Origin of the sequence: Rhodococcus sp. 06-221-2 (genome assembly GCF_002258365.1) — a bacterium.
Classification (GTDB): Bacteria; Actinomycetota; Actinomycetes; order Mycobacteriales; family Mycobacteriaceae; genus Rhodococcoides; species Rhodococcoides fascians.
In genome coordinates this window covers 14609-37097 of the sequence record NZ_NOYJ01000026.1, presented here as the reverse complement: position 1 = coordinate 37097, position 22489 = coordinate 14609, and the positions used below count along the sequence as shown (strand labels likewise).

General features: G+C 64.7%; 23 protein-coding genes and 1 riboswitch. Of the genes, 14 read left to right on the top strand and 9 right to left on the bottom strand.

The window, feature by feature from the left end; genetic code table 11:
• Positions 1-1803: HNH endonuclease signature motif containing protein (locus CH281_RS14790; RefSeq protein WP_143544814.1), on the bottom strand; the 1803-nt coding region annotated here is incomplete at its 3' end.
• 155 nt (positions 1804-1958) lie between these two features.
• Here CH281_RS14790 and CH281_RS14785 point away from each other — a divergent pair.
• Positions 1959-2495: an SDR family oxidoreductase gene (locus CH281_RS14785; RefSeq protein ID WP_052060855.1), complete on the top strand. Its 537-nt coding sequence runs from the start codon at positions 1959-1961 to the stop codon at positions 2493-2495.
• Between the two features lie 26 nt (positions 2496-2521).
• Here CH281_RS14785 and CH281_RS14780 read toward each other — a convergent pair whose 3' ends face one another.
• The 4 genes from CH281_RS14780 to CH281_RS14765 form a co-directional block, all read right to left on the bottom strand.
• The gene (locus tag CH281_RS14780) at positions 2522-3076 is read right to left on the bottom strand and encodes a DUF6764 family protein (RefSeq protein ID WP_179274199.1); all 555 of its coding nucleotides are present in this window, start codon (positions 3074-3076) and stop codon (positions 2522-2524) included.
• A 489-nt stretch (positions 3077-3565) separates the two neighbouring features.
• A complete protein-coding gene (locus tag CH281_RS14775) occupies positions 3566-4033 on the bottom strand; it encodes a MerR family transcriptional regulator (RefSeq protein ID WP_094694640.1) in 468 nt (155 codons plus the stop codon).
• A gap of 28 nt (positions 4034-4061) precedes the next feature.
• Positions 4062-4934, bottom strand: a complete 873-nt coding sequence (locus CH281_RS14770) for an SDR family oxidoreductase (RefSeq protein ID WP_094694638.1) — start codon at positions 4932-4934, stop codon at positions 4062-4064.
• Positions 4935-4977: 43 nt separating this feature from the next.
• Positions 4978-5442 carry a tRNA (cytidine(34)-2'-O)-methyltransferase gene (locus CH281_RS14765; protein WP_179273747.1) on the bottom strand — a complete coding sequence of 155 codons (465 nt, stop codon included), beginning with the start codon at positions 5440-5442 and terminating at the stop codon, positions 4978-4980.
• 33 nt (positions 5443-5475) lie between these two features.
• Between CH281_RS14765 and CH281_RS14760 the strand changes: the two genes are divergently transcribed.
• From CH281_RS14760 to CH281_RS14750, 3 genes are all read left to right on the top strand, one after another.
• On the top strand, positions 5476-6084 hold the full coding sequence (locus tag CH281_RS14760) for a pentapeptide repeat-containing protein (RefSeq protein WP_094694636.1): 609 nt from the start codon (positions 5476-5478) through the stop codon (positions 6082-6084).
• Between the two features lie 56 nt (positions 6085-6140).
• A complete protein-coding gene (locus tag CH281_RS14755) occupies positions 6141-6998 on the top strand; it encodes a bifunctional methylenetetrahydrofolate dehydrogenase/methenyltetrahydrofolate cyclohydrolase (RefSeq protein WP_094694634.1) in 858 nt (285 codons plus the stop codon).
• Between the two features lie 82 nt (positions 6999-7080).
• Entirely contained in the window at positions 7081-7326 is a 246-nt protein-coding gene (locus CH281_RS14750; protein ID WP_045842095.1) for a DUF3017 domain-containing protein, read from the top strand.
• Positions 7327-7346: 20 nt separating this feature from the next.
• On the opposite strand, the gene metX is transcribed toward CH281_RS14750, so the two are convergent.
• Entirely contained in the window at positions 7347-8480 is a 1134-nt protein-coding gene (gene metX / locus CH281_RS14745; protein ID WP_032408179.1) for a homoserine O-acetyltransferase MetX, read from the bottom strand.
• Positions 8481-8488: 8 nt separating this feature from the next.
• Positions 8489-9838: a bifunctional o-acetylhomoserine/o-acetylserine sulfhydrylase gene (locus CH281_RS14740; RefSeq protein ID WP_080729313.1), complete on the bottom strand. Its 1350-nt coding sequence runs from the start codon at positions 9836-9838 to the stop codon at positions 8489-8491.
• A gap of 154 nt (positions 9839-9992) precedes the next feature.
• A riboswitch (SAM riboswitch) is annotated at positions 9993-10115 on the bottom strand.
• Between the two features lie 371 nt (positions 10116-10486).
• On the opposite strand from CH281_RS14740, the gene CH281_RS14735 reads away from it, so the two are divergent.
• Positions 10487-11626: an MFS transporter gene (locus tag CH281_RS14735; RefSeq protein WP_032367243.1), complete on the top strand. Its 1140-nt coding sequence runs from the start codon at positions 10487-10489 to the stop codon at positions 11624-11626.
• Positions 11627-11629: 3 nt separating this feature from the next.
• Here CH281_RS14735 and CH281_RS14730 read toward each other — a convergent pair whose 3' ends face one another.
• Positions 11630-12685: an ABC transporter substrate-binding protein gene (locus CH281_RS14730; protein WP_094694632.1), complete on the bottom strand. Its 1056-nt coding sequence runs from the start codon at positions 12683-12685 to the stop codon at positions 11630-11632.
• Positions 12686-12820: 135 nt separating this feature from the next.
• On the opposite strand from CH281_RS14730, the gene CH281_RS14725 reads away from it, so the two are divergent.
• From CH281_RS14725 to yhjD, 9 genes are all read left to right on the top strand, one after another.
• The gene (locus tag CH281_RS14725) at positions 12821-13495 is read left to right on the top strand and encodes a response regulator transcription factor (protein WP_032371022.1); all 675 of its coding nucleotides are present in this window, start codon (positions 12821-12823) and stop codon (positions 13493-13495) included.
• The gene (locus tag CH281_RS14720) at positions 13492-14466 is read left to right on the top strand and encodes a HAMP domain-containing sensor histidine kinase (protein WP_032371021.1); all 975 of its coding nucleotides are present in this window, start codon (positions 13492-13494) and stop codon (positions 14464-14466) included. Before CH281_RS14725 ends, CH281_RS14720 begins: the two co-directional genes overlap by 4 nt.
• Positions 14467-14564: 98 nt before the next feature.
• Positions 14565-15995 (top strand): DUF4153 domain-containing protein, encoded by a 1431-nt coding sequence (locus CH281_RS14715; RefSeq protein WP_094694646.1) that lies wholly within the window; start codon positions 14565-14567, stop codon positions 15993-15995.
• A 42-nt stretch (positions 15996-16037) separates the two neighbouring features.
• Entirely contained in the window at positions 16038-16322 is a 285-nt protein-coding gene (locus CH281_RS14710) for a DUF6412 domain-containing protein (RefSeq protein WP_032366681.1), read from the top strand.
• Positions 16323-16383: 61 nt separating this feature from the next.
• On the top strand, positions 16384-16773 hold the full coding sequence (locus tag CH281_RS14705) for a DUF6412 domain-containing protein (protein ID WP_256983567.1): 390 nt from the start codon (positions 16384-16386) through the stop codon (positions 16771-16773).
• Positions 16774-16836: 63 nt separating this feature from the next.
• Complete coding sequence (gene yidC / locus CH281_RS14700) at positions 16837-17739, top strand: membrane protein insertase YidC (RefSeq protein WP_094694630.1); 903 nt, start codon at positions 16837-16839, stop codon at positions 17737-17739.
• Between the two features lie 52 nt (positions 17740-17791).
• Positions 17792-18598 carry an exodeoxyribonuclease III gene (locus CH281_RS14695; protein ID WP_027496409.1) on the top strand — a complete coding sequence of 269 codons (807 nt, stop codon included), beginning with the start codon at positions 17792-17794 and terminating at the stop codon, positions 18596-18598.
• 170 nt (positions 18599-18768) lie between these two features.
• Entirely contained in the window at positions 18769-19809 is a 1041-nt protein-coding gene (gene trpS / locus CH281_RS14690; RefSeq protein ID WP_032383967.1) for a tryptophan--tRNA ligase, read from the top strand.
• An 86-nt stretch (positions 19810-19895) separates the two neighbouring features.
• The gene (yhjD, locus tag CH281_RS14685) at positions 19896-20915 is read left to right on the top strand and encodes an inner membrane protein YhjD (protein WP_179274198.1); all 1020 of its coding nucleotides are present in this window, start codon (positions 19896-19898) and stop codon (positions 20913-20915) included.
• Between the two features lie 43 nt (positions 20916-20958).
• Here the strand turns inward: yhjD and CH281_RS14680 are convergent, their stop codons facing one another.
• A complete protein-coding gene (locus tag CH281_RS14680) occupies positions 20959-22275 on the bottom strand; it encodes a D-alanyl-D-alanine carboxypeptidase family protein (RefSeq protein WP_094694626.1) in 1317 nt (438 codons plus the stop codon).
• Positions 22276-22489 lie beyond the last annotated feature (214 nt).

The following is a 22489-nucleotide window of genomic DNA, read 5'->3' as shown; positions in this document are numbered from 1 at the left end:
GGGGAGCATGACGGCGGTCCAGTAGCCTGCGGTTTTGACGCTGTGGTGGTATTCGCAGAGGCATTGGAGGTTGTTGACGGTGGTCCAGCCGCCGCCGAGTGGGTTGGCGTGGTCGAACGGGATCACGTGGTCGAGTTGGCAGCGTGCGGCGGGTCGGTGGCAGCCGGGGAAGCGGCAGTGGCGGTCGCGGAGTCGGACGGCGGCGATGGTGAGGGCGTCGGGTCTGTAGATCAGGGCTCGGTCGGTGAGTGGGTCGCGCCCGACGGATGTTCCGAGAGTGGGGTCGGCGGCGATGGCGGCTTCGAGTGCTGCGGCGAGGGACGCATTGCCGAGGTAGATGCCTGCCGGTGTGTGCATGATGCGGCGGTTCGACCGGATCATCGAGGCTAGGTCTAGGGCAGAGCTGTGCCGTGCGCCCCGGCCGATTGGGGTGTGAGTACAGAACAGTGCCGCTGCGGAGGCGAGGGCATTCCGACGTCGTTGCCGGGTGTCGTCATCAACGGTCGGCTCAGGTGGTGTCGGAACAGTCGTCGAATCGGTCTGTGCAGCAGCCGAACCCGGACCCGGCCCTGCATCGTCCACGCGTTCTGCATTGTCGGTTGCATTCTTGGTCGCGCTGTCGGTGTGAGTTGTCGGTGCTGCCGTGTCCGCTGGCGCTGACTTCTCCGTTGCGTTGTCCGTCGGCGCTGCTGAGCGTGTTGCGGTGCTGGTGCCTGTGTCGGTGCGTGTATCCGCATGCGCTGGAGGTGTATTCGATTCCGTCGCGTTCGATTCGGCTACGTTCGATTCTGCCGAGTTCGGCTGTGCAGGCTCGGGGTCTGCCCTGTTCGGCTCGTCTGTGGTGTCTGTGGTGTCTGTGGGTTCAGCGGAGCGTCGTTCCCATTCCCCGGTTTCCGGGTTCTGCACCGCCAGTCCGAGTGTCTCGGCGAGGGTGACTGCTTCGGTGAGCAGGATCTGCCACTGACTGTTGCGCGCCAACTCTCGTGCCAGATCAGGGTCGATGGATCCGTGCCCAGCCAAGTACGCAGGATTTGCCAACAGTCCGATGAGAGTTGCGATGTCGACAGTGACCATCGTCAACGGCACCCGACGATCAGGCAGCTCTGCATCTTTCTTCGGGCAGCCCGCGCGTTGGCACAGGCATGTCAGCCGGGGTTCTCCGTGCATTCGCGCCATGAACGCATCGCACAGTCGTTCCTGTTTGCCGCGCGGATCCTTCGCGCACACCGTGTCGGCCATCTCCTCGAGCAGCTGCCATGCGGCGGCGGCTTCGGGGGCGGTCAATTCTGCTCGGATCCGGGCCAATTCCCCAGCCGGGGCGTAGGAAACATTGCGGAACTTCTTCGCGAACTCTCGCAACGCTGCTGCTTCCTCCGGTGCGACGCGCAGCAAAATCTCCCAGATCTCCTTCTCCAGTGGACCCGGTGACGACCGTCGGGCCGCTTCGACGATGTCGCCCTCGACGGACTTGACGATGTCGTCCGAGAGGTTGTCGAGGATCCGGCACACCGCACGTACGCGGGGGAGGTCGATGTCGCCGGCCTCGAATGCGGCTTTCACCAGAGGAAGCCGGGTGTGCAGTGCCACGCCGACGGACACGTAGGCTTCGGCGACGGTGGCGGAGCAGCTCAACGCGAGTGCCATCTCGGTGCGTCCGTACCGGCTGTACTGCCGATGCTTCGCATCCTGCGCGATGCAGGTGAGGTGGAAGTCGTAGCAGGCAGCGATCTTTCGGGCCGCATGCCGATTCTCTTCCCGCGCGGCAGTGATCAACGCCTCCAACGACACCACTGGTGCAGCCATTTTTTCACCCCCCGGTGACCCCCAGTTCAGAACATGCGTTCGAACTGGGGAAAGCGTATCTCCACCCACCGACAAGAATGGAAAGGTGCCTCGTGGGCACGTGCTGACACTGCCTGAATACGTCGGGCTGATGCTGTGGTGCGGCAATCGACGCCATGTTGCACGTTGTCGTTGCCGAGTTCGGCGCAATCGACGTTCTGGTTCTCAATGCCTCGGGTGGCCTGGAGTTCGGTGCAGAACCCGACTACGCGATGAGTATCAATCGCGACGCGCAGGTGGCGTTGGCTCGCGCGAGTATCGCCCGTATGGAGCCGGGCTCGCGGATCGTCTTCCTCACCAGCCACCAGGCGCATTTTCACGGCAAGAAACCGGTCCCCGTCGAATACGAACCCGTTGCTGCGAGCAAACGGGCGGGGGAGGATGCACTGCGTGGGATGATTCCTGAATTGGATTCTCGGGGAATCGAATTGGTCGTGGTGTCCGGGGACATGATCGAGGGCACGATCGTGGTCACCCTGCTCGAACGCCGTAATCCGGACTCAGTCGCTGCGCGAACCGCGCAGGGTGCGCTCCCGACCATTGCGGAGTTCGCGTCGGCTGTGACGGAGGCTGCAATCGGACCCATCGAGAAGTCCGGCCGGACTGTCTACGTAGGTGGAGCCGACTACCTCGACGGGTCCGTGTCGGGGTAGTCGGCTCCGCTCGATCGGATGAAGAATCAGCTACCGAGAACGCAGAACTGACCGCTCGTGAGGTTCAGTGCCAACGACAGCGGCCCGACGCAGTCGACGCCGCGTGCCTCGGATGTGGCACCGGATCCCCATCCTGCGACCGCGAGGGTCGTCTGGCCGGCATCTGCCCACGAGTGCGCGATTCCGCCGCCGAGTGCGAGCGCGTATGCCGTGCCCGCGTTCTTGCTCGCTCCGAGCGCGACACCGTAACCGTTGGCGTAGGTGTTGGTTGCGCCCGGCCCGTCGTTGACACTGACGGCAGTTCCGCTGTCAGCGGCACCGGCGGTGGCGGTTCCGGGTCCGTTCGAGGTGGCTCCGCAGCTCGCTGTGTCACTCACCTGGATGTCGTTGGCCGAGGGCGGCGACACGCACGTGACCGGTGCCGCCGACGCGGTGGCGGTGCCGGCGAAGGCGGCCGCCGTCAGGCCCGATCCGATGGCGAAAACAGCTGCGGTGCGGGCGATTCGACTACCGAACCGACTGAACGTTCGCGCGGAGGAGGAGTTGGAAGAAACCGTACGGGGCAGGGAAACAGAGAACAACAGAAAGCTCCTTCACGAGCGAAACGGGTCGGTGCGGCACACGGTACCCCGCTCCGGGGGTCCGTGACAGCAAGCAGACACAGATTGTGTAACGGTGCCGATGGCATCGGGAGATGAATCGTCGTAGAAGTCCGGTTTCTCGGACCCCTGCGGCATCGGTCGAGCCGGTTCGTACCGCCTTTGTACTGCCCAGGTTCTACGTGCGCAGTCCGGTCGATTCCGTTCCGTCAGTTCATGATTGGGGCTTGTTTGTCGGCTCGGTGCCGGTGTCCGAAGCGGGTGGCGATGCTCCGAGTCGGCATGCCCGGGCGACCGCCGAACGAAAGGAAATTGTTATCGGAGGGCTGGCGAGCCGTCGGACGCGGCTCGATAGTTGGGTCTCACAGCGCAGGTGCCGTTCCGACCAGATCGATTTGTCGACGCTCACAATCGATTTGACGTGCGAGGACGCAGACATGCCCACCGGGCCGAACGGTTGTATCACCCGGATCACGGACCCGTGGCGCCGCCGTATGTTGCGATCTTGTACTCGGTTGCCACGAGAGACAGTTGCAGTTCTCGGATGCGCTTGTGAACAGCGTCGCGATGCGCGACGAGCATCTCGAGTCGTTCCGGGACAGTCTGGTCGCCGCTGTCGACCAGCGCGACGTATCTCCGGAGGTCGCGCATGGGCATAGTCGAGAGCCGCATCCTTGTCAGGAACACCAATCGACGGACGGTCGCGGAATCGTATCGTCTGTGCTCGAGTCCGTCGCGATCGACGTCGATGAGGCCGCATCGCTCGTAGTACCGCAGCGTGTGTGTGGAGATGCCGAGTAGTTCGGCTACCTCGGCGATACCGAGCGGTTCGGGCAGTTCCGACGGCTCGATCAGGTCGTGCAGCAGCTCCACCTTCAGGGGCGCAGCCGAGTCCACGGCCGCCGACAGCGCCCTGTTCATCAATTCGTTCGTCGACATGAGAGGGAAGATAGTCCTACCTGGGCAGTCATACCGGACGGACGGATTCGGGCACACCGGGGAAATCCGCGCTTGCGGACAATTCGGCATGTGTGTTCAAGGAGTCGAGTTCCCGATGGTACGACTCGCGTAGCCGTCGAACCGCTTCTCGCCCCAGTGGGATGCGCAGGGGAGCGGATTCGGCGTCGACCAGTCGGCGGATGATGTGCGCGGCGCGGGCCGGATCGCCTTCTTGCCGTCCGTCGACGTCGAGCATGTCGACTCCGAGCGCGCCCAACAGGGCGGTGTAGGCATCGATGGGGTCTGCGATCTCGAGTACATCGGCATTGTTGAACCCGGTCCTGAACCGACTCGGTTCGACGATGAGAACTCGAATGCCGAACCGAGCGACCTCGCCGGCAAGGGCTTCAGACCAGCCTTCGAGCGCGAATTTACCTGCAGAATACGAGCCGGCACCCGGGAACGAGACGCGGCCGCCCTGGCTGCTGACCTGCACGATGGTTCCCGCGCTCCGCTCTCGCATGTGAGGCAGGACTGCGCGGGTCAGAGCAGCAGGCCCGACCACGTGTTGTTCGAGCATGTCGCGCAATCGCGTGTCGTCTATCTCCTCCGCCGCACCGATCTGCCCGACGCCTCCGTTGTTCACCAGTACGTCGACGCGTCCGAACCGGCCGATCGCGGCCTCGACGACGGTCGGCGCGGATTCGGTGTTTCTGACGTCGAAGGCGATGGTCAGTAGGGATTCCGGGTTCTCGGCAACCAGGTCGTCGAGACGTTCGGGTCGCCGCATCGCTGCGACGACGGTGTCGCCTGCCTCCAGGGCGGCGACGGTGAGCGCCCGACCCAGGCCGGAGGATGCTCCGGTGATGAGCCAATGCCGTTGTCCGAGCGGTTGTGTCATGAACGGAAAGCTATGGCTTCGAGCGCACTCGAACGCAAATCGCTCAGACGCTGCCCTGATAGTCGTGTTGGCGCCAGGCCTCGTACATCGTCACTGCTGCGGCGTTCGCCAGGTTGAGTGATCGGCGTCCGGGGATCATCGGGATTCGCAGCTGATCGGTCACATGGGGGTCGGTCAGGACGTCGTCGGGGAGTCCGGTGGGTTCCGGTCCGAACAGTAGGACGTCACCGGGTTGGTAGGCGACGTCGGCGTAGGAGCGTGTTGCGTGCGCGGTGAAGGCGAAGACCCGTTCCGGGGCCAGTGCGGACCACGCCGACGGCAGGTCCTGGTGCACGGTGACCGACGCGAGGTCGTGGTAGTCCAATCCCGCGCGTTTGAGCTTGGGTTCGGACATGTCGAACCCGAGGGGGCCAACGAGATGCAGTTCGCATCCGGTGCCGGCGACGAGGCGAATCGCATTGCCGGTGTTCTGCGGAATCCGGGGCTCGAAGAACATGAGTCGAAACACCCGGATCACTCTGCCACCACGAGCCCGGGGAGGATGGGGCAGGTGGACGACGAACAGACCATCGGCGAAGATTTCTCGGATTCTCGACTCGACGGGCGGGAGTGGTCGGGCAGGCAGTTCGTCCGGTGCACCTTCCGTGACGCGGACATGAGCAATGTGCGGACCGACTCGGTCGTCTTCACCGAATGCGACTTCACCGGTACCGACCTCACGGATTCGGTGCACACCAACTCGGCCTTTCGATCGTGCACGTTCACTCGAACCAATCTGCAGCACAGCGTCTTCCGTCACTCGACGTTGATGGGATCGGTGTTCGTGGACACTCGCATGCGTCCGGCCACCTACGACGAAGTCGATTTCACGTTGGCCTCGCTGGGTAATGCCGACCTGCGCGGCGTCAATCTGACCGGATGTCGGATGCGGGAGGCGAACCTGACCTCGACCGATCTTCGCAAAGCGGTGCTGCGGTCCGTCGATCTCGCGGGCGCACGAACCGTCGGTGCCAAAATGGAGGAGTCGGACCTGCGCGGAGCCGTCGTCGATGCGTCGCTGTGGGTCGGCGCAGGGGTGCGCGGGGCCAAGATCGAACTGATGCAAGCAGTGGCCTTCGCGGCTGCGCAGGGTCTGATCGTCGAGAGCTGACCGCGGTGATCGGCCCGGCGCGCCGCCGGGCGGACAGAACCTGAAACAATGGCCCGGTGACTGCAACGATCCTCGATGGCAAAGCGACTCGTGACGAGATTTTCGTCGACCTCACCGCCCGTGTGGCACGTCTGCGGGAGCAGGGCATCACTCCCGGCCTGGCGACGGTGCTCGTCGGAGATGATCCGGGTTCTGCCGCGTACGTGCGGGGTAAGCACAACGACTGCGCGAAGGTGGGCATCACTTCCATCCGACGCGATCGTCCCGCGGATATCACCCAGTCCGATCTCGAAGCGGTCATCGACGAGCTCAACGCTAACCCCGACTGCACGGGGTACATCGTGCAGCTTCCGTTGCCCAAGCATCTGGACGAGAACGCCGCGCTCGAGCGCATCGATCCCGACAAAGATGCCGACGGTCTGCACCCGATCAACCTCGGCCGCTTGGTGCTGGGCAAGGACGCCGCATTGCCGTGCACCCCGCGGGGCATCGTCCACCTGCTGCGGCGCTACGACGTGGCACTCGACGGGGCGCGCGCTGTGGTCATCGGTCGCGGTGTGACGGTTGGCCGGCCGATCGGACTGCTGCTGACCCGCCGTTCGGAGAACGCGACGGTCACGTTGTGCCACACCGGAACTCGTGATCTTGCCGCAGAGGTCTCCCGCGCCGACATCGTCATCGCGGCCGCCGGGGTTCCCGGTTTGATCACCGCAGACATGGTCAAGCCCGGGGCGGCTGTGCTCGACGTCGGGGTCACCCGCACCGAGGACGGATTGCGCGGAGACGTCGCGGACGACGTCGCCGAGGTGGCCGGTTTCCTGTCGCCCAACCCCGGTGGAGTCGGGCCGTTGACGCGCGCGTTCCTGCTGTCCAATGTCGTGGAGCGAGCCGAACGCACTGCGGCCCAGAGTTGAGCGCGTCGAGGTGAACGACGTACAGGATGCGCGAGGCGATCACGTGCCGGGTCTCCGAGCGGCGCTCGCTCGAAATCTACCGATGGTCGTGGTGTCGATCATCGTGCTCGCCGCGCTGGTCCTGGTTCTCGCCGACCGTTGGCGGCGCGGCTCGTTCATCTTCGGGTGCGCAGCGGTGGTGGCAGCGTTGCTGCGACTGTGCCTACCCGAGTCACGCGTCGGCACCCTGAAGGTGCGCAGCAGGGGATTCGACGTGTTGGCGCTGGGAGGCGTCGGCGGCGCCATCGTCTTTCTGTCGCTGTCGATCGATCCCCTGGGGACGGACTGACGTAGACCGATCGACTCGGGTCAGCGCCGTCCGAGGCGGGCGAGCTCCATCGTCTCGGCCAGCAACTTCGCCACCGAATCGGCCTCGGTGAGAAATCCGTCGTGGCCGTCTCGCGACTGGATCACTTCGAGCCCCCGGCACTGTGGGAGTTCACGCGCAATTTCTTTCTGCAGTCGAAGCGGGTAGAGGCGATCGGAATCGACGCCCCCGACGATGGTCGGAACCGGCACGGACGCAAGGGCTTCGGCGACTCCGCCGCGTCCTCGGCCCACGTCGTGGCGGTTCATCGCTTCGCTCAGAAGAACGTACGTCGCCGCGTCGAATCGATTGACCAGTTTGGCGGCCTGATGCTCGAGGTAGCTCTGCGCGGAGTACCTGCCGCCGGCCCACGGATCCTCGTCGTTCTGCGGAGAGTTTCCGAACCGAATGTCGAGTTCGCTCTCGGTTCGGTACGTCAGATGCGCGATGCGACGAGCGATCCCGAGTCCGGCGGTCGGGGCGGTGCCGGTGTCGTGGTAGTTGCCGCCGAGCCAACCCGGATCGGCCTTGATCGCAGCGATCTGGGTGGTTTGTGTCCCGATCTGGTCCGCTGTCGCGCGGGCACCGACGGCGAGCACCAGCGCGGCACCCACCCGATCCGGATGTCCCACAATCCATTCGAGGGTGCGCATGCCACCCATCGACCCGCCCACGACGGCGGCGAACCGATCGATGCCCAGAACGTCGGCCACCGCGACCTCTGCCGCCACCTGATCGCGAATCGAAATTTCCGGGAAGCGAGAACCGTACGGGGTGCCGTCGGGGGAGGTGCTGCTCGGCCCGGTGGTGCCTCCGCATCCGCCGAGAACGTTGGTGGCGAGGACACACCATTCGTCGGTGTCGATGGGGCTGCCCGGTCCGACCATCCCGTTCCACCAACCGGGCAGTACGTGGTCGGCATCCGGCGGTCCCGAAACGTGGGAATCGCCGGTCAACGCATGTTCGACCAGCACGACGTTGCTGCGATCGGCTGCCATCTCGCCCCAACGCTGCACCGCCACGGTCACGTGCGGAATGTGAGAACCGTTCTCGAGATCGAGACCACCGATGTCGATGGTTCCCAACCGCCCGTCCGGAGACGGAAGGACCGCCTCCGGACGAACGCCTGTGTTCAAGCTGTGGCTCAAGACGCCGCCGCGCGGAAGCCGACCTCGAGATCGGCGATGATGTCGTCGATTCCTTCTATACCGACGGCCAGACGCACGAGGCCGGGAGTGACGCCGGAGGCCAACTGCTCTTCCGGGGTCAACTGCGAATGCGTGGTGGACGCGGGATGGATGACGAGAGAACGCACGTCTCCGATGTTAGCCACATGACTGTGCAGAGTGAGAGCGTTGACGAACTTCTTGCCCGCGTCCACTCCTCCCTTCAGCTCGAACGCGATGATCGCGCCCTGCCCCTTCGGGAGCAGCTGCTGCCCGCGCTCGTACCAGGGCGAGGACTCGAGTCCGGCGTAGTTGATCGAGACGACGTCGTCGCGACCGGCCAAGAAGGTGGCCACCTTCTGCGCGTTCGCCACGTGCCGCTCGATTCGAAGACTCAACGTCTCGAGGCCCTGGCTGATCAGGAACGCATTGAAGGGTGACACCGCAGCCCCGATGTCGCGCAACAACTGCACCCGCGCCTTCAGCGCGAAGGCCGGAGCGCCGAGATCGGCGAAGACGACACCGTGGTAACTCGGATCCGGGGTGGTGAAGTTGGGGTGACGGCCCTGCGTCCAGTCGAACGTTCCGCCGTCGACGATGACGCCCGCGATCGCCGTGCCGTGACCGCCGAGGTACTTCGTCGCCGAGTGCACCACGATGTCGGCACCGTGCTTCAGCGGCTGCAGCAGGTACGGCGTCGCGACGGTGTTGTCGACGATCAGCGGAATGCCGTTCTCGTGGGCGATCGCCGAAATGCCGGGGATATCGAGAACGTCGTTCTTCGGGTTGGAGATCGTCTCACCGTAGAACGCTTTGGTCGACGGTGTGATGGCCGCGCGCCACTGCTCGAGATCGTCCGGATCGTCGACGAACGAGACGGTGATCCCGAGCTTGGGAAGCGTGTAGTGGAAAAGGTTGTACGTGCCGCCGTAGAGCCGCGGGCTCGAGACGATGTGATCGCCCGCCTCGGCGAGATTGAGAATGGCGAACGTTTCTGCCGCCTGGCCCGACGCGAGCAGAAGTGCTGCGACGCCCCCTTCGAGAGCGGCGATGCGCTGCTCGACGACATCCTGTGTGGGGTTGATGATGCGGGTGTAGATGTTGCCCGGTTCCGCCAGGCCGAACAGTGCGGCCGCGTGATCGGTGTTGTCGAAGGTGTACGAGGTGGTCTGGTAGATGGGCAACGCACGAGCCCTGGTGGTGCCGTCCGGTGTCTGACCCGAATGGATCTGCTTGGTCTCGAAGCTCCAGTCGGCTGCGGGATCGGTGAACGGATCCTCGGTAGGTGCTCCGGTGGCGTCGACGACGTCGGGGGTCGAATCGGTCATGGCTGGTGATACTCCGTTTTCTCAGACGTGTTTTCTGTCGAATGAAGCTCGAGAACTCGAGCGTTACGGGGCGTATCGGTACAGCAACACATGAGAACCTCCTGACATGCCTCGGCCCGTGGGGACCGAAGATCAGTGGGTCCGCTTCGGAGCGGACCCGCGCTTGTCGATACGACACGGATGTGTTGCATCGGCCTGGTCGTTCACCCGGGGCACCCCACCGCGGTTGGAGGGTTGCCGGCCAGCAAGCCGGGGCTCGATGCTGGCACTCATGACCTGGCAGGAATCTTAGCGGGTACGGGTGTCTCGGGGGAACGAGGGCGCTCACGACCCTCGAGCAGATGCTCTGGTGAGGACAATCACCGCCCGGCGACTCGAAAACCGGTCGCCTCGGGGAAGAGAATGAACACGACGAACGTTGTGCCGTCCGGTCGGGCTGTACTGAATCGATCCACCAGGTCGTCGATTTACCAGGTCGTCGATCCACCAGCCCCTGGCCCGCTCTGTAATCCGATTGCTTACGAAGGTTGTTCTGCTGTGACTGTCACCGATTCCGCTCTCGCCAGAAACGTCAGCGCCGTGCGCGGCAAGGTGTCGAGTGGCTTGAGTGTCGGCCATCGACCGCACTCGACCCGCCGCAGGCTCGCCATGCTGGCCCTGTCCATCGGCGGCTTCGGTATCGGCACCACCGAATTCGCGTCGATGGGTCTGCTCCCGGACATCGCGACGACGATGGGAATCTCGGAGCCGTCGGCCGGTCACATGATCTCTGCCTACGCACTCGGCGTCGTCGTCGGTGCGCCGACAATTGCTGCTCTTGCGGCGCGTGTTCCTCGGCGCATGTTGTTGCTGGCGCTGATGGTGGCGTTCACGCTCGGCAATCTCGGGACGGTCTTCGCGCCGAGTTTCAACGAGTTGGTGGCCTCCCGGTTCGTGGCCGGTCTGCCGCACGGCGCGTATTTCGGCGTTGCCGCACTGGTGGCTGCGCACCTCGCTGAGCCGGGCAAACGAGCCAAAGCCGTCGCGATGGTGATGATGGGTCTGTCGGTGGCGAACGTCGTCGGTGTACCGGTGGCGACCTGGATCGGCCAGGCCCTCGGGTGGCGAAGCGCATTCGCGCTCGTCGCCGTGATCGGGTTGCTCACAGTCAGTGCGCTGGTCCTGTGGATGCCGCGACTCGACGCCATGCCGACCACCAGCCCGATCACCGAGCTCGGTGCCCTCCGCCGTGGCCAGGTCTGGATGACCCTGTTCGTCGGCATCGTCGGATTCGGCGGCATGTTCGCGGTGTACACGTACATCGCGTCGACCCTGACCGACGTCGCAGGCCTTGCCCGTGCACTGGTTCCGGTGGCATTGATGATCTACGGCCTCGGCATGGTTGCCGGCAACTACGCGGGCGGTTGGTTGGCCGACAAGTACAAGCTCAAGGGCACCTTCATCGGGCTGGCCGCGACCGCAGTGTCCCTGGCCGTCTTCGTCGTCGCGGCTCACAACCCGGTGACCGCGCTGCTTCTGGTGTTCTTGATCGGTGCGTCCGGCTCGTCCGTCGTCCCCGGACTTCAGACCCGTCTGATGGACGTGGCGGAGGACGCGCAGACTCTCGCCGCGTCACTCAACCACGCGGCGTTCAACCTGGCCAATGCCATCGGAGCCGCGGTGGGCGGTGCGGTGATCGCCGCAGGTCTCGGCTACACGGCACCGGCCGCCGTCGGCTCGGGACTCGCTGTTGCCGGCCTGGGCGTTCTGTCCGTCGCCATGTGGATGGAGAAGCGCTCGGCGGCATGAGAGTCAGGACGTGATGGTGGTGGCGGTTCCGCCGAGCGCCTCGGACATTGCCGGAGCCACCTTGTCGATCACGTACGGCATGCTCAGCACACTCGTGAAGTAGATCGCCCCCGCCGTCACCCCATCGGTGAAGACGAGGTTGCCGTCCTTCACCGGCTGCAGAGCGTTGTACACCGGTTCCTTCTCCAACTGGCCGCGATCGCCCGGGTTCTCCGTTCCCCAGATCAGCACATCTGCAGTGTCGAGGACCGACAGGTTCTCCAGCGGGATGCTCGCCTGCGCACTGCCGTCGGCCGGCACGAACGCGTCGATGTCGTCGGGGATCACAAAACCGAGCTTCGTCAGGAAGTCGGTGCTCAAACCGTCCTGGTACGCGATGGCCTTGCCCTCGTAGAACGCGTTCTGCAGGAAGATCGCCTTCTTGCCTGCGAATTCGGGGTGAGCCGCCGCGGCATCGCCGAACTTCTGATTCACACCGTCGATGAGTCCGTCCACTTCGGCTTTCTTGCCCATTGCCCGGCCGATCTTCTCCGCCTGTACGTCCCAGGGCTCGAAGTAGGCGGTCGACGCGTCGGACTGGGCGAGCGTGGGTGCGATGTTGCTCAGAGTCCGGTAGCTGTCCGCGGTGAGACCGGCGTTGGTGGCGATGATCAGATCGGGCTCGAGGGCGGCGATCTTCTCGGTCTCGAAGCCGTCGCCGTTGTTGGTCAGCACCTCGGGCTGGGCATCTCCCAGCGCGTCCCGAGCCCAGGGCCAGGTCGCGTACGGCTGGTCGCCGTACCACTCCGTCACTCCGACGGGGATTACGCCGAGGGCCAACACCGTGTCCTGTTCGGTGTATCCCGCCACCACGATGCGGGTGGGTTCCTCGGGAACGACGGTCTCGCCGAACGCATGCTCGACCGAGACGGGGAAGACGCCGGAGGCGGACGTTCCGGTTGTGGGGGAGTCGGCACCGTCGGATGCGCCGTCGGAGTTCGAGCAGGCGCTCAGTAGTCCCGCCGTGGTCAGCGCGATCGCGCACACCGCCAAAGTTCTCCGAAGTGGTCGGATACGCATCGAATGGGCCTTTCGTCAGGGCGGGTATCGAAAGGAAGGGTAGCCCACCCTTAGTCAGACATTCACGTCAACCTTCACCGAACCTCCACATTTCCCGACGAAGTCCTCCATGTCCGACCTCTAGGGTCAATTCTCATGAGCCGCACAGTTCTCGTAGTCGACGACGAACCCACGATCTCCGACGCCGTGGCCGCTCGACTGCGAGGCGAAGGGTACGACGTGGTCACCGCCGCAGACGGCCCGTCCGCGGTGGAGGTGTGTGGCCGGATCGACCCCGACGTGGTGGTGCTGGATCTGATGCTTCCCGGTTTCGACGGACTCGAAGTATGTCGACGCATCCAGGCCTCCCGGCCGGTACCGGTACTGATGTTGACGGCCAAGTCCGACGAGACCGACATGCTCGTCGGGCTGGGCGTCGGTGCGGACGACTATCTGGGCAAGCCGTTCAGCATGCGCGAACTGGTTGCACGTGTGCATGCTCTCATCCGGCGTGCCGAACGCGTCGTCACTCCCGAGCAGTACACCACTCGAATCGGCGACGTGCACATCGATCACCGGGAGCGACGCGTCTCCACCGACGCGGGCGACATCCACGTCACCAGAACCGAATTCGACATCCTGGCATATCTGGCCGCTCGGCCTCGCACGGCGGTGTCCAGGGAGACCCTGCTGTCGGAACTGTGGGGCTGGGACGATTCGGCCAGCAGTCGTACCGTCGACAGTCACGTGAAAGCGTTGCGGCGCAAGCTCGGTGGCGACCTGATTCGTACTGTCCACGGCGTCGGTTATGCAGTGGAGGCACCACGATGAGGCCGATGCTGCCGCGTCCGCTCGATCCCTTGCGGTCGTTCAAACTCAAGGTCTCGCTCGTGGTGGGCATCGTGCTCGTGCTGGCGAGTGTCGTCTTCTGGATCGGGGCCGGCTGGCAGTTTCGCTACACACTTCTCGCCGCATTGATCGTGTCCTTGGCCGCAACACAATTCGTCGCGCACGGCATGACGTCGCCCCTGCGAGAGATGACCTCGGCAGCCAAAGCGATGGCGCGAGGCGACTATTCGACCCGGGTGCGTGCCACGTCCCGCGACGAGGTGGGCGAGCTCGCCACCGCATTCAACACCATGGCGAGCGACTTGGAAGCCGCCGAGAAGTACCGCCGCGAGCTGATCGGAAACGTCTCCCACGAATTGAAGACTCCGATCGCTGCCTTGCGGGCAGTGCTCGAGAACATGGTCGACGGGGTGACCGAACCCGACCCGGCTACGTTGTCGGTGGCTCTCGGCCAGACCGAGAGACTGGGAAACCTGGTGACCGAACTGCTCGATCTGTCGAGGGTCGAGGGCGGAGTGCTGAGCATCGCCCCGACGGAATTCCCGGTGCGCCCCTTCCTCGAGGAGGCGACCGGCGTTCACCGAGAACGAGTATCGATCGTCGTCTCACCCGGTGCCGGGACGGTCGTCGCCGATCGCGCTCGAATGACGCAGGTGATCACCAATCTCGTCGACAACGCCGTACGGCATTCGCCGCAGTCGGGCACGGTGAGTATCCGGGCGCATCGAACCGGGGACCGGTTCGCGTTCGATGTTCGCGACGAGGGTCCCGGCATCGCACCGGCCGACCGTCACGCGGTGTTCGACCGGTTCACACGCGGCGGATCCACCGACGGCGGAACAGGTCTCGGACTCGGAATCGCGCGGTGGGCCACCGAACTGCACGGCGGGACCATCGACGTTCTCGACAGTGAATCGGGCTGCCACATCCGAGTGGCCATCCCCGGGCGCTGACGACCCACCTTCTCTCACACACCCACTCACCTCGACTGCTCGTCCCTGGACCGCAGCCGCGGTTCGGCATGCCTCGAACACAGAAATGGATGACAGCCATGACCACGATCGGAATACCCATGCACCCCAGAACGCGGCCTCGTCGATCGCTGTGGAGCCCTCGAACCTGGCCGGTGCTGCGACACTCTAAGGCACCCCGCGCGGCACTTGTCGGAGCGCTCGCTGCCGGCCTCGTCAGTGCAGTGGTATTGGGCTACAACAACTTCGGCGTACCCATCACTGCCGCAAGCATCATGGCTGTCGTCGTAGCGGTACGACGCGCGTCGTTGTCGCCGTGGCAGTGGGTGGGTGTGGCGGGGGTCCTCGCCTTGTCCAGCGTCGCGGCGCTACGAGAGGCGGAGTGGATCGTCGCTCTGTCCGTTGCCCTTGCTGTCGTCGTCGGGTCGGTGGTTCTCTCGCGGGCCTGGACTTGGACGGGCATCGCTCTCGGCGCCGTGCTGCCGCTGCTGCTGCCCTTGCGGGTCGTGCGGTGGACGCGACGAGGGGCGGGAACCATCGATCTCGACGGGCCCAAGCCGATCCGAATCGGCGTGGTCGCCGCCGTCACCGTCGCGCTCTGTGTGGTGTTCGCCGCGCTGTTCGGGGCGGCGGATCGACGTTTCGCGGATGCTCTGGGCTCGGTCACTCCGCAGTTCGATCTCGGATCGATTTTCGGGCGAGTGGTCGTATTCGTACTGACGGCCGCAGGTGCGCTCGCCGCCGCATACGTGGCCGTGCATCCGCCGCGCTTCGACCGCCTGGCGGCAACACCGCGTCGCACACTTCGGTTGTGGGAGTGGGCAATACCGCTCGGCGCTGTCGTCGGCCTGTTCGGCGTGTTCGTCGCCTTTCAGATTCCGAGCTTGTTCGGCGGCCAGGGACACGTTCTGAGCACCGAAGGTTTGACCAACGCCGAGTACGCACGGCAGGGATTCTGGCAGTTGCTGACGGTGACGGTATTGACCTTGCTCGTCATCGCGGTCACCGTGACCAAGGCCGAACGAACGGACCTACGCGACCGACTTGCATTGCGGGTTCTGCTCGGCGCGCTGTGCGCACTGTCGGTGGTGATCGTGGCGTCGGCGTTGCATCGAATGTCGTTGTACGAGGAGCAGTACGGCTACACCACCCTGCGGCTGTTCGTCACCGCCGTCGAATGGTGGTTGGGTTCGGTGTTCGTATTGCTGCTCGTCGCGGGCGTACGTATGTCGGGTCGCTGGCTTCCGCGAGCAGTCGGTGTGGGAGCAGTGCTGACCGTTCTCGCCCTCGCGGCCGTGAACCCGGACGCATACATCGCGCGGCAGAACGTCGAACGGTTCGAGGAGACGGGGCGGATCGACGTGTTCTACCTCGGCGGGTTGTCGGCGGACGCAGATTCCGAACTCGATCGCCTGCCCGAACGTGTGCGTAAGTGTGTTCAGGCCCGAGGCCCGGTCTCCTGGGGAGACAGCTGGTACCAGTGCACAGACCCGACGGTATCTGTACCCTGAGCAACGACTCGACGATCGGTGACGTAAGGACGGAGGTGCACGATGGGCTATCAGAACCTCGTCGTCACGTCGGTGCTGTTCTTCACGCTGCTGCTGACTACTCCGGCCGGACCGGCCGATCTCGCGCTGATCATCGTCGCTGCTCTGGCGGCGGCGGTGTTCTACGCGCATCGTGCCGGGGCGCTGAGCCTTCTGTACCGTCCGTCGAACGTCGGACCGAATGCGGAGGAGCGCCACCTTCGTGGCTCGTTCCGACGTCAACATCGCCCCGACGCACCCGGTCGCCCGCAGCCGCGAGCACCCGGTCTCCTGGTGGGAGCGCTGTAGTTCGACAGCTCTCCCACACCTCACGTGCCCCTGGTCCACGAGGTTCATCGGGAGAATCACTATGTTGTCCATCGACAACGCCACCCGCCGTCTCGATTCGACGGCTGCATTCGACGTAATTTCCAGGCGTGCGGTGTCGCCGTGGCGAGCCGCAGTGGTCACCCTCGTCGGAGTGACGGCAGTTCTGCTGGTCGTCTTCGCCGTCGTCGATGCCCAGCCCGCGGCCCAGATAGCGATATTCGGTGCGCTGGTGGCTGCGGCACTGCTGGTGACGGGTGCATCGGCCGACATCCTCGTCGTGGTGCCGCCCGCGTCCACAACCGCCGGATCCGACGGCGGCAGACTCCGTGGGGCCTACCGCAGACAAGAGCAACCCGACGCGCCAGGTCGCCCTATGCCGAGAGCACCCGGATCGGTTCACGGACCGGATCGGTGGCTCCAGTTCCGCTGAGTCACTGCGAGATCCGGTCGAGACGTCATCCGACCGATTTCTCTCTCAGTGAGGCACTCCATCATGCTCGATTTCGTCTATTACCCCGTCTCCGCGGTGCTGTGGTTCTGGCACCGGGTCTTCGGTTTCGTGCTCGGCCCCGACAACGGCGTCGCCTGGGCCTTGGCCGTCGTATTTTTGGTCTTCACGCTACGAACGCTGTTGATCAAGCCGTTCGTGGGTCAGATTCGTTCACAGCTCGCCATGAAGAAACTCCAACCCAGGCTCGAGGAGGTACGGAAGAAGTACTCCGGTGACCGGGCTCGACAGGCCACGGAAATCCGCACAGTGCAAAAGGAACACGGTGTGAACCCACTGATGGGTTGCCTCCCGCTGATCGCGCAAGCACCGGTGTTCATCGGTCTGCTGCACGTGTTGCGCTCGTTCAACCGGACGGGAACCGGGTTCGGGCATCTGGGTATGTCGGCGCAGGAGAATGCGAGTACAGCCAACTACGTGTTCGGTGCGGGCGATGTGCAGTCGTTTCTCGACGCGCGGCTGTTCGGCGCACCGATCTCCGCTGCCGTCAGTAGCTCTCGAGATGTTCTCGAAGCGTTCGGTCCGTTCGGTGGGGTGCCGTCGGTGTGGAGCATCGCGGTCGTCGCGGTGCCGTTGATGATCGTTGCCGCGGTGGCTACCCACCTGAACTCCCGGGCATCGATCGCGCGTCAGGATGCGGCCGCCGCGGCGAACCCGCAGACCGCGATCATGAACAGGCTCGCGCTGTGGGTCTTCCCGGCCGGGGTGCTGATCGGTGGCCCGGTGTTGCCCGTTGCGGTGCTGCTCTATTGGGTGAGCAACAACATCTGGACCTACGCCCAGCAGCACATCGTCTACCGACGGATCGACCGGGAGCCGGTCGCGGTGCCGTCGATGACTTCGGCGGTGACGGCTCCGAAGCCAGGAGCCAAACCGAAGAGAAGGTGAGCCTGCGGAGGCCACCTGCCGGTTGTCGGTGGCCTCCGCTACGGTCGTCGGCGTGCCGATCACTATTTCCACTGTCAACGTCAACGGGATCCGCGCGGCTGTTCGCAAGGGCATGCTTCCGTGGCTCGAGGCCACCGATGCCGACGTCATCTGTCTTCAGGAGACGCGCGCCAACGACGGCGAGCTGACCACAGCACTGGCCCCGGCCCTCGATGCGGGATGGCATCTGGCGTCGGCGGAACCGTCGGCGAAGGGACGCAACGGTGTGGCCCTGTTGTCGAGGGCCGCGCCGGAGGCGATCAGAACCGGCATCGGAGTCGCTGAATTCGCCGACGCGGGTCGCTACATCGAAGGAGACTACGGTGACGTCACCGTGGCGAGCCTGTACCTGCCGTCGGGCGAGGTGGGGACCGACCGACAGGACGAGAAGGAACGCTTCATGGCTGCGTTCGCGAAGTATCTCGCCAAGACCGCCAAGGCAACCACGTCCGCCGAGCGCGACGTCGTGGTCTGCGGCGACTGGAATATCGCCCATACCGAAGCAGATCTGAAGTCGTGGAAGACCAACCGCAAGAAGTCGGGATTCCTGCCCGAAGAACGTGAGTGGGTATCGCGATTGCTCGCCGAGAAGTCACCGTGGACCGACGTCGTGCGTGAGCTGCACCCCGGCGTCGAGGGGCCGTACAGCTGGTGGTCCTACCGCGGTAAGGCGTTCGACAACGACGCCGGGTGGCGCATCGACTACCAACTCGCCACCAGTGATCTGGCCGAGCGTGCGAAGGAAGCCGTCACCGAGAGAGCGGAGGCGTACGACCAGCGGTGGTCCGATCACGCGCCGGTGACGGTGCGGTACCGCTAGGAGCGGAGCCTGCGGAGTGAACGGGGTGCTGGGAGCGGAGCCTGCGGAGTGACCGGGGTGGTAGGAGCGGAGCCTGCGGAGTGACCGGGGTGGTAGGAGCGGAGCCTGCGGAGTGACTGGTGTGGCAAGGCAACGGGTACGGGTCGGGGACGGCGTGAAAAGATTGCCGCATGTCTTCTCCTGACTCGATCGACACGTCGCAGGGTCCGCGTCGTCGGGTGCTTTCGGGCATCCAACCGACGGCGGATTCGTTCCATCTCGGTAACTACCTGGGTGCGGTGCGGAACTGGGTGGAGTTGCAGGAGGAGTTCGATGCGTTCTACTTCGTTCCCGATCTCCATGCGATCACGGTTCCGCAGGACCCGAAGGAATTGCGTCGGCGCACCCGGATAGCGGCCGCACAACTGTTGGCGGTGGGTATCGATCCCGAGAAGTCGACGTTGTTCGTGCAGAGCCAGGTTCCCGAGCATGCGCAGTTGGCGTGGGTTCTCAACTGCATCACCGGGTTCGGCGAAGCCGGCCGGATGACGCAGTTCAAGGACAAGTCCGCCAAGCAGGGTCGCGATCACACCAGCGTCGGGTTGTTCACCTATCCCATTCTGCAGGCCGCGGACATCCTGCTGTACCGGCCGAATCTCGTTCCGGTGGGCGAGGATCAGCGTCAGCATCTGGAGTTGACTCGCGATCTGGCGCAGAGGTTCAACTCGCGGTTCAAGAAGACCTTCGTGGTTCCCGATGCACACATCATCAAGGGCACGGCCAAGATCTTCGACCTGCAGGATCCGACGGCGAAGATGAGCAAGTCGTCGTCGAATCCGGCGGGCATCGTCAACATCCTGGACGATCCGAAGGTGTCCGCGAAGAAGATTCGTTCGGCAGTGACGGACAACGAACGCGATATCGTCTTCGATCCGGAGAACAAGGCAGGCGTCAGCAATCTTCTGGTGATTCAGTCCGCTCTGTCCGGGAAGAGCATCGATGATCTGGTCGCCGGTTACGCAGGCAAGGGCTACGGCGATCTCAAGTCCGACACTGCCGACGTGCTGACCGAGTTCGTGGTTCCGCTGCGCGAACGAATGGACGGATTCATGTCCGACGTAGCCGAACTGGATCGCCTCCTCGCTGTCGGTGCGGATCGAGCCAGGGAGGTCGCGAGCAGAACGCTGGCTCAGGTGTACGACAGGGTGGGGTTCCTTCCTCCCGGCGCATAGCCCTGTCAGTACACGATATTCGCGCTACACGACATTTCGAGGACACGGCCCGAACAGCCGCCGACGACAGCGAAAAGGTGAGTGCCATGCCCGATTTCAAGGCCATGCTCGACGATCGGCGTGCTCGGTGGCCGTGGCTGGATCACACTGTTGTTGCCGCGCAGCGGTATCAGGGGCAGAAGGGCGATTACTACGCCGCGGGAATGACGTATTTCAGTGTGCTGGCGTTGTTTCCGCTGCTGATGGTTGCATTCGCCGTTGCCGGGTTCGTACTGGTGAATCAGCCCGAATGGCTTGCCGAGATTCAGTCGCAGATCGCGGAGAATGTCCCGGGCAGCTTCGGTGAGACGATCAGCTCGCTGATCGATACCGCGATCGAGTCCCGTACCGGTGTCGGTGTCATCGGTCTGCTCGGCGCGCTGTACGCGGGGCTCGGTTGGGTGGCCAATCTGCGTGAAGCCCTGACCGCGATGTGGGAAAGCCAGCACGAGTCGGGCGGATTCCTTGCGACCAAGGCCAAGGACCTCGCGGCTCTGCTCGGCCTGGGAGCAGCACTGGTGCTATCTCTCGGGCTGTCCGCGTTGGCCGGGGGCGGCGTCATGCGTGGCATTCTCGAATGGTTGAACCTCGATTCCGTTCCCGGCGTCGGAGTGGCGCTGCGGGTCTTCTCGATACTGCTCGCGCTTGCCGGAACCTGGGCGCTGTTCACCTGGGTGATCTCACGTCTGCCCCGCGAACCGGTGTCGTGGCGCAGTGCGGCCAAAGGTGCGCTGTTGGCCGCAGTCGGTTTCGAGATCTTCAAGCAACTCGGCGCGATCTACCTCGCGTCCGTCACGAGCGGGCCCGCCGGAGTCGTGTTCGGGCCCATCATCGGTCTGTTGGTGTTCGTGTTCACGACGTCGCGGTTGGTGCTGTTCTCGACTGCGTTCGCAGCCACCACTCGGGAGAGCCTTGCAGACGCCCATGTTCCGGCACCGGACCCCGCGGTGATCAACACCCGGGTCGAGGTGAGCGACGGCCCGGGGGTCAAGGGTGGTCTGGCCTTGGTGGGCGCGGGCGCTCTGGCCGCTCTGGGTATCGCTGGATTTCGCAATCGGCGACGTTGATCCGCGGCAACCTACTTGCGAATGTGAGAGGCGGCGGGGGAGTTCAGGGGCGGCGGGAGAGTGTGCGTGCGCCCCACAGCAAACCGGCCACGACCAGTGCGCCGATGACCCCGATTGCGATGCGTACGACCGTGTCGCCCTGCGCCTGCAGATCGGATTGTCGGCTACCCGATTCGGCACTCGACGCCGACGCAGGGGGTCGAGCAAGGGTCGGCACCGCGCCGGTCGCACGTGTACTCGTCACCGGCGACGTGGAATTCGGTTCGACCAGATCGCCGACGCTGCTGCTCGGGTCGAGGGCGAACCCGTAGTCGAGCAGCCGAGCCGCCTGTTCCCACGGCCGGATCGGTAGTACGTCACCCTTCATGAGCGTCACGACCAGACGGCGACCGTTGCGTTCGGCACCCGCCACGAAGGTCTGCCGGGCATCGTCGGTGTAGCCGGTCTTGCCGCCGAGAGCGCCCGGATAGTTGTAGAGCAGCTGGTTGTCGTTGGACAGCGTGAAACCGGGGCGGTCCTGGTCGTCGGGGATCGTGGGATCCTTCGGATAGCCGGGAAATTGCACGTTCTCGGTCGAAATCAGTTGCGCGAAGGTCGAATTGCGCATGGCCTCCCGGTAGAACAGTGCCAGGTCGTAGGCCGAGCTGGCCATGCCGGGCCCGTCCAGGCCGGAGGGGGTCGCGGTCCGTGTGTCGAGCGCGCCCAACTCTGCTGCCTTGGCATTCATCTTCTCGACGGTCGCGGCGTCACCTCCCAGCTGAGTCGACAAGGCATGCGCGGCATCGTTTCCCGACGCCATGACCAGGCCCTGCAACAGTTGCAGATTGGTGTAGACACCGTTCTTCCCGATGCCGACGGCGCTGCCTTCCGCGTCGGCGTCCTCGGCCGTTGCAGTGATCTGTTTGCCGAGGTCCAGCTCGTCCAGAGCGACGAGGGCGAGCAGTATTTTGATCGTGCTCGCCGGTCGGTGCCGACCGTGTGGATCCTTGGCGGCCACGACCGATCCGGAATCGAGGTCTGCCACCACGAACCCGGTTGCCGAGATGTCCGCGGGCAGTGGGGGCGCGCCGTCCGGCACGATCGCGCCGCACTCGGCCAGTCGGGATCCGCCCACCGGGTCCGCCGGGATCGGAACCGGTTGTGGCGCAGCGCTACCCGGAGCCGGAACTTCCGAGGAATCGATCGCCGGGGGCGGCGAGGCCGCGAACGGGCACGCGTCGGTGTTCGGCGTCGTGAACGGTGGCGTCGTCGATACGACGGGTGGCTCGACTGCCGGCTGCGCCGATGCCGGGCCGCCGCCGACGCCGGCGAGAGCGACAGCTGTCGCCCACACGGCTACGAACTTTCGAGTCCTTTTCATCGCGAATTACCATAGGCGCTGCAGAGGTCACCGAGGCCGCGACCCACCGGGGAGCGGGCCGGTTCGAAGGCCCTGCCAAACTACGTCCATCGTCTGTGATCGGCATTACGTTGTACAGACAGTGATCCGCCGAGCTGTACTACCGACAGCTCGGTCGCCCGAGAGGAACCCGGATGACATTTCGACAGGCGGCCCGTACCGGCTCGCTCCGCTC

What these genes read in the sequence shown, in the direction of transcription:
- CH281_RS14785 (WP_052060855.1), top strand. Translation starts at nt 1,959, where the DNA reads ATGTTGCACGTTGTCGTTGCCGAGTTCGGCGCAATCGACGTTCTGGTT.
- CH281_RS14775 (WP_094694640.1), bottom strand. Translation starts at nt 4,033, where the DNA reads ATGTCGACGAACGAATTGATGAACAGGGCGCTGTCGGCGGCCGTGGAC.
- CH281_RS14770 (WP_094694638.1), bottom strand. Translation starts at nt 4,934, where the DNA reads ATGACACAACCGCTCGGACAACGGCATTGGCTCATCACCGGAGCATCC.
- CH281_RS14760 (WP_094694636.1), top strand. Translation starts at nt 5,476, where the DNA reads ATGGGGCAGGTGGACGACGAACAGACCATCGGCGAAGATTTCTCGGAT.
- CH281_RS14750 (WP_045842095.1), top strand. Translation starts at nt 7,081, where the DNA reads ATGGTCGTGGTGTCGATCATCGTGCTCGCCGCGCTGGTCCTGGTTCTC.
- CH281_RS14740 (WP_080729313.1), bottom strand. Translation starts at nt 9,838, where the DNA reads ATGACCGATTCGACCCCCGACGTCGTCGACGCCACCGGAGCACCTACC.
- CH281_RS14735 (WP_032367243.1), top strand. Translation starts at nt 10,487, where the DNA reads ATGCTGGCCCTGTCCATCGGCGGCTTCGGTATCGGCACCACCGAATTC.
- CH281_RS14730 (WP_094694632.1), bottom strand. Translation starts at nt 12,685, where the DNA reads ATGCGTATCCGACCACTTCGGAGAACTTTGGCGGTGTGCGCGATCGCG.
- CH281_RS14725 (WP_032371022.1), top strand. Translation starts at nt 12,821, where the DNA reads ATGAGCCGCACAGTTCTCGTAGTCGACGACGAACCCACGATCTCCGAC.
- CH281_RS14720 (WP_032371021.1), top strand. Translation starts at nt 13,492, where the DNA reads ATGAGGCCGATGCTGCCGCGTCCGCTCGATCCCTTGCGGTCGTTCAAA.
- CH281_RS14715 (WP_094694646.1), top strand. Translation starts at nt 14,565, where the DNA reads ATGACCACGATCGGAATACCCATGCACCCCAGAACGCGGCCTCGTCGA.
- CH281_RS14710 (WP_032366681.1), top strand. Translation starts at nt 16,038, where the DNA reads ATGGGCTATCAGAACCTCGTCGTCACGTCGGTGCTGTTCTTCACGCTG.
- CH281_RS14705 (WP_256983567.1), top strand. Translation starts at nt 16,384, where the DNA reads ATGTTGTCCATCGACAACGCCACCCGCCGTCTCGATTCGACGGCTGCA.
- yidC (WP_094694630.1), top strand. Translation starts at nt 16,837, where the DNA reads ATGCTCGATTTCGTCTATTACCCCGTCTCCGCGGTGCTGTGGTTCTGG.
- trpS (WP_032383967.1), top strand. Translation starts at nt 18,769, where the DNA reads ATGTCTTCTCCTGACTCGATCGACACGTCGCAGGGTCCGCGTCGTCGG.
- yhjD (WP_179274198.1), top strand. Translation starts at nt 19,896, where the DNA reads ATGCCCGATTTCAAGGCCATGCTCGACGATCGGCGTGCTCGGTGGCCG.
- CH281_RS14680 (WP_094694626.1), bottom strand. Translation starts at nt 22,275, where the DNA reads ATGAAAAGGACTCGAAAGTTCGTAGCCGTGTGGGCGACAGCTGTCGCT.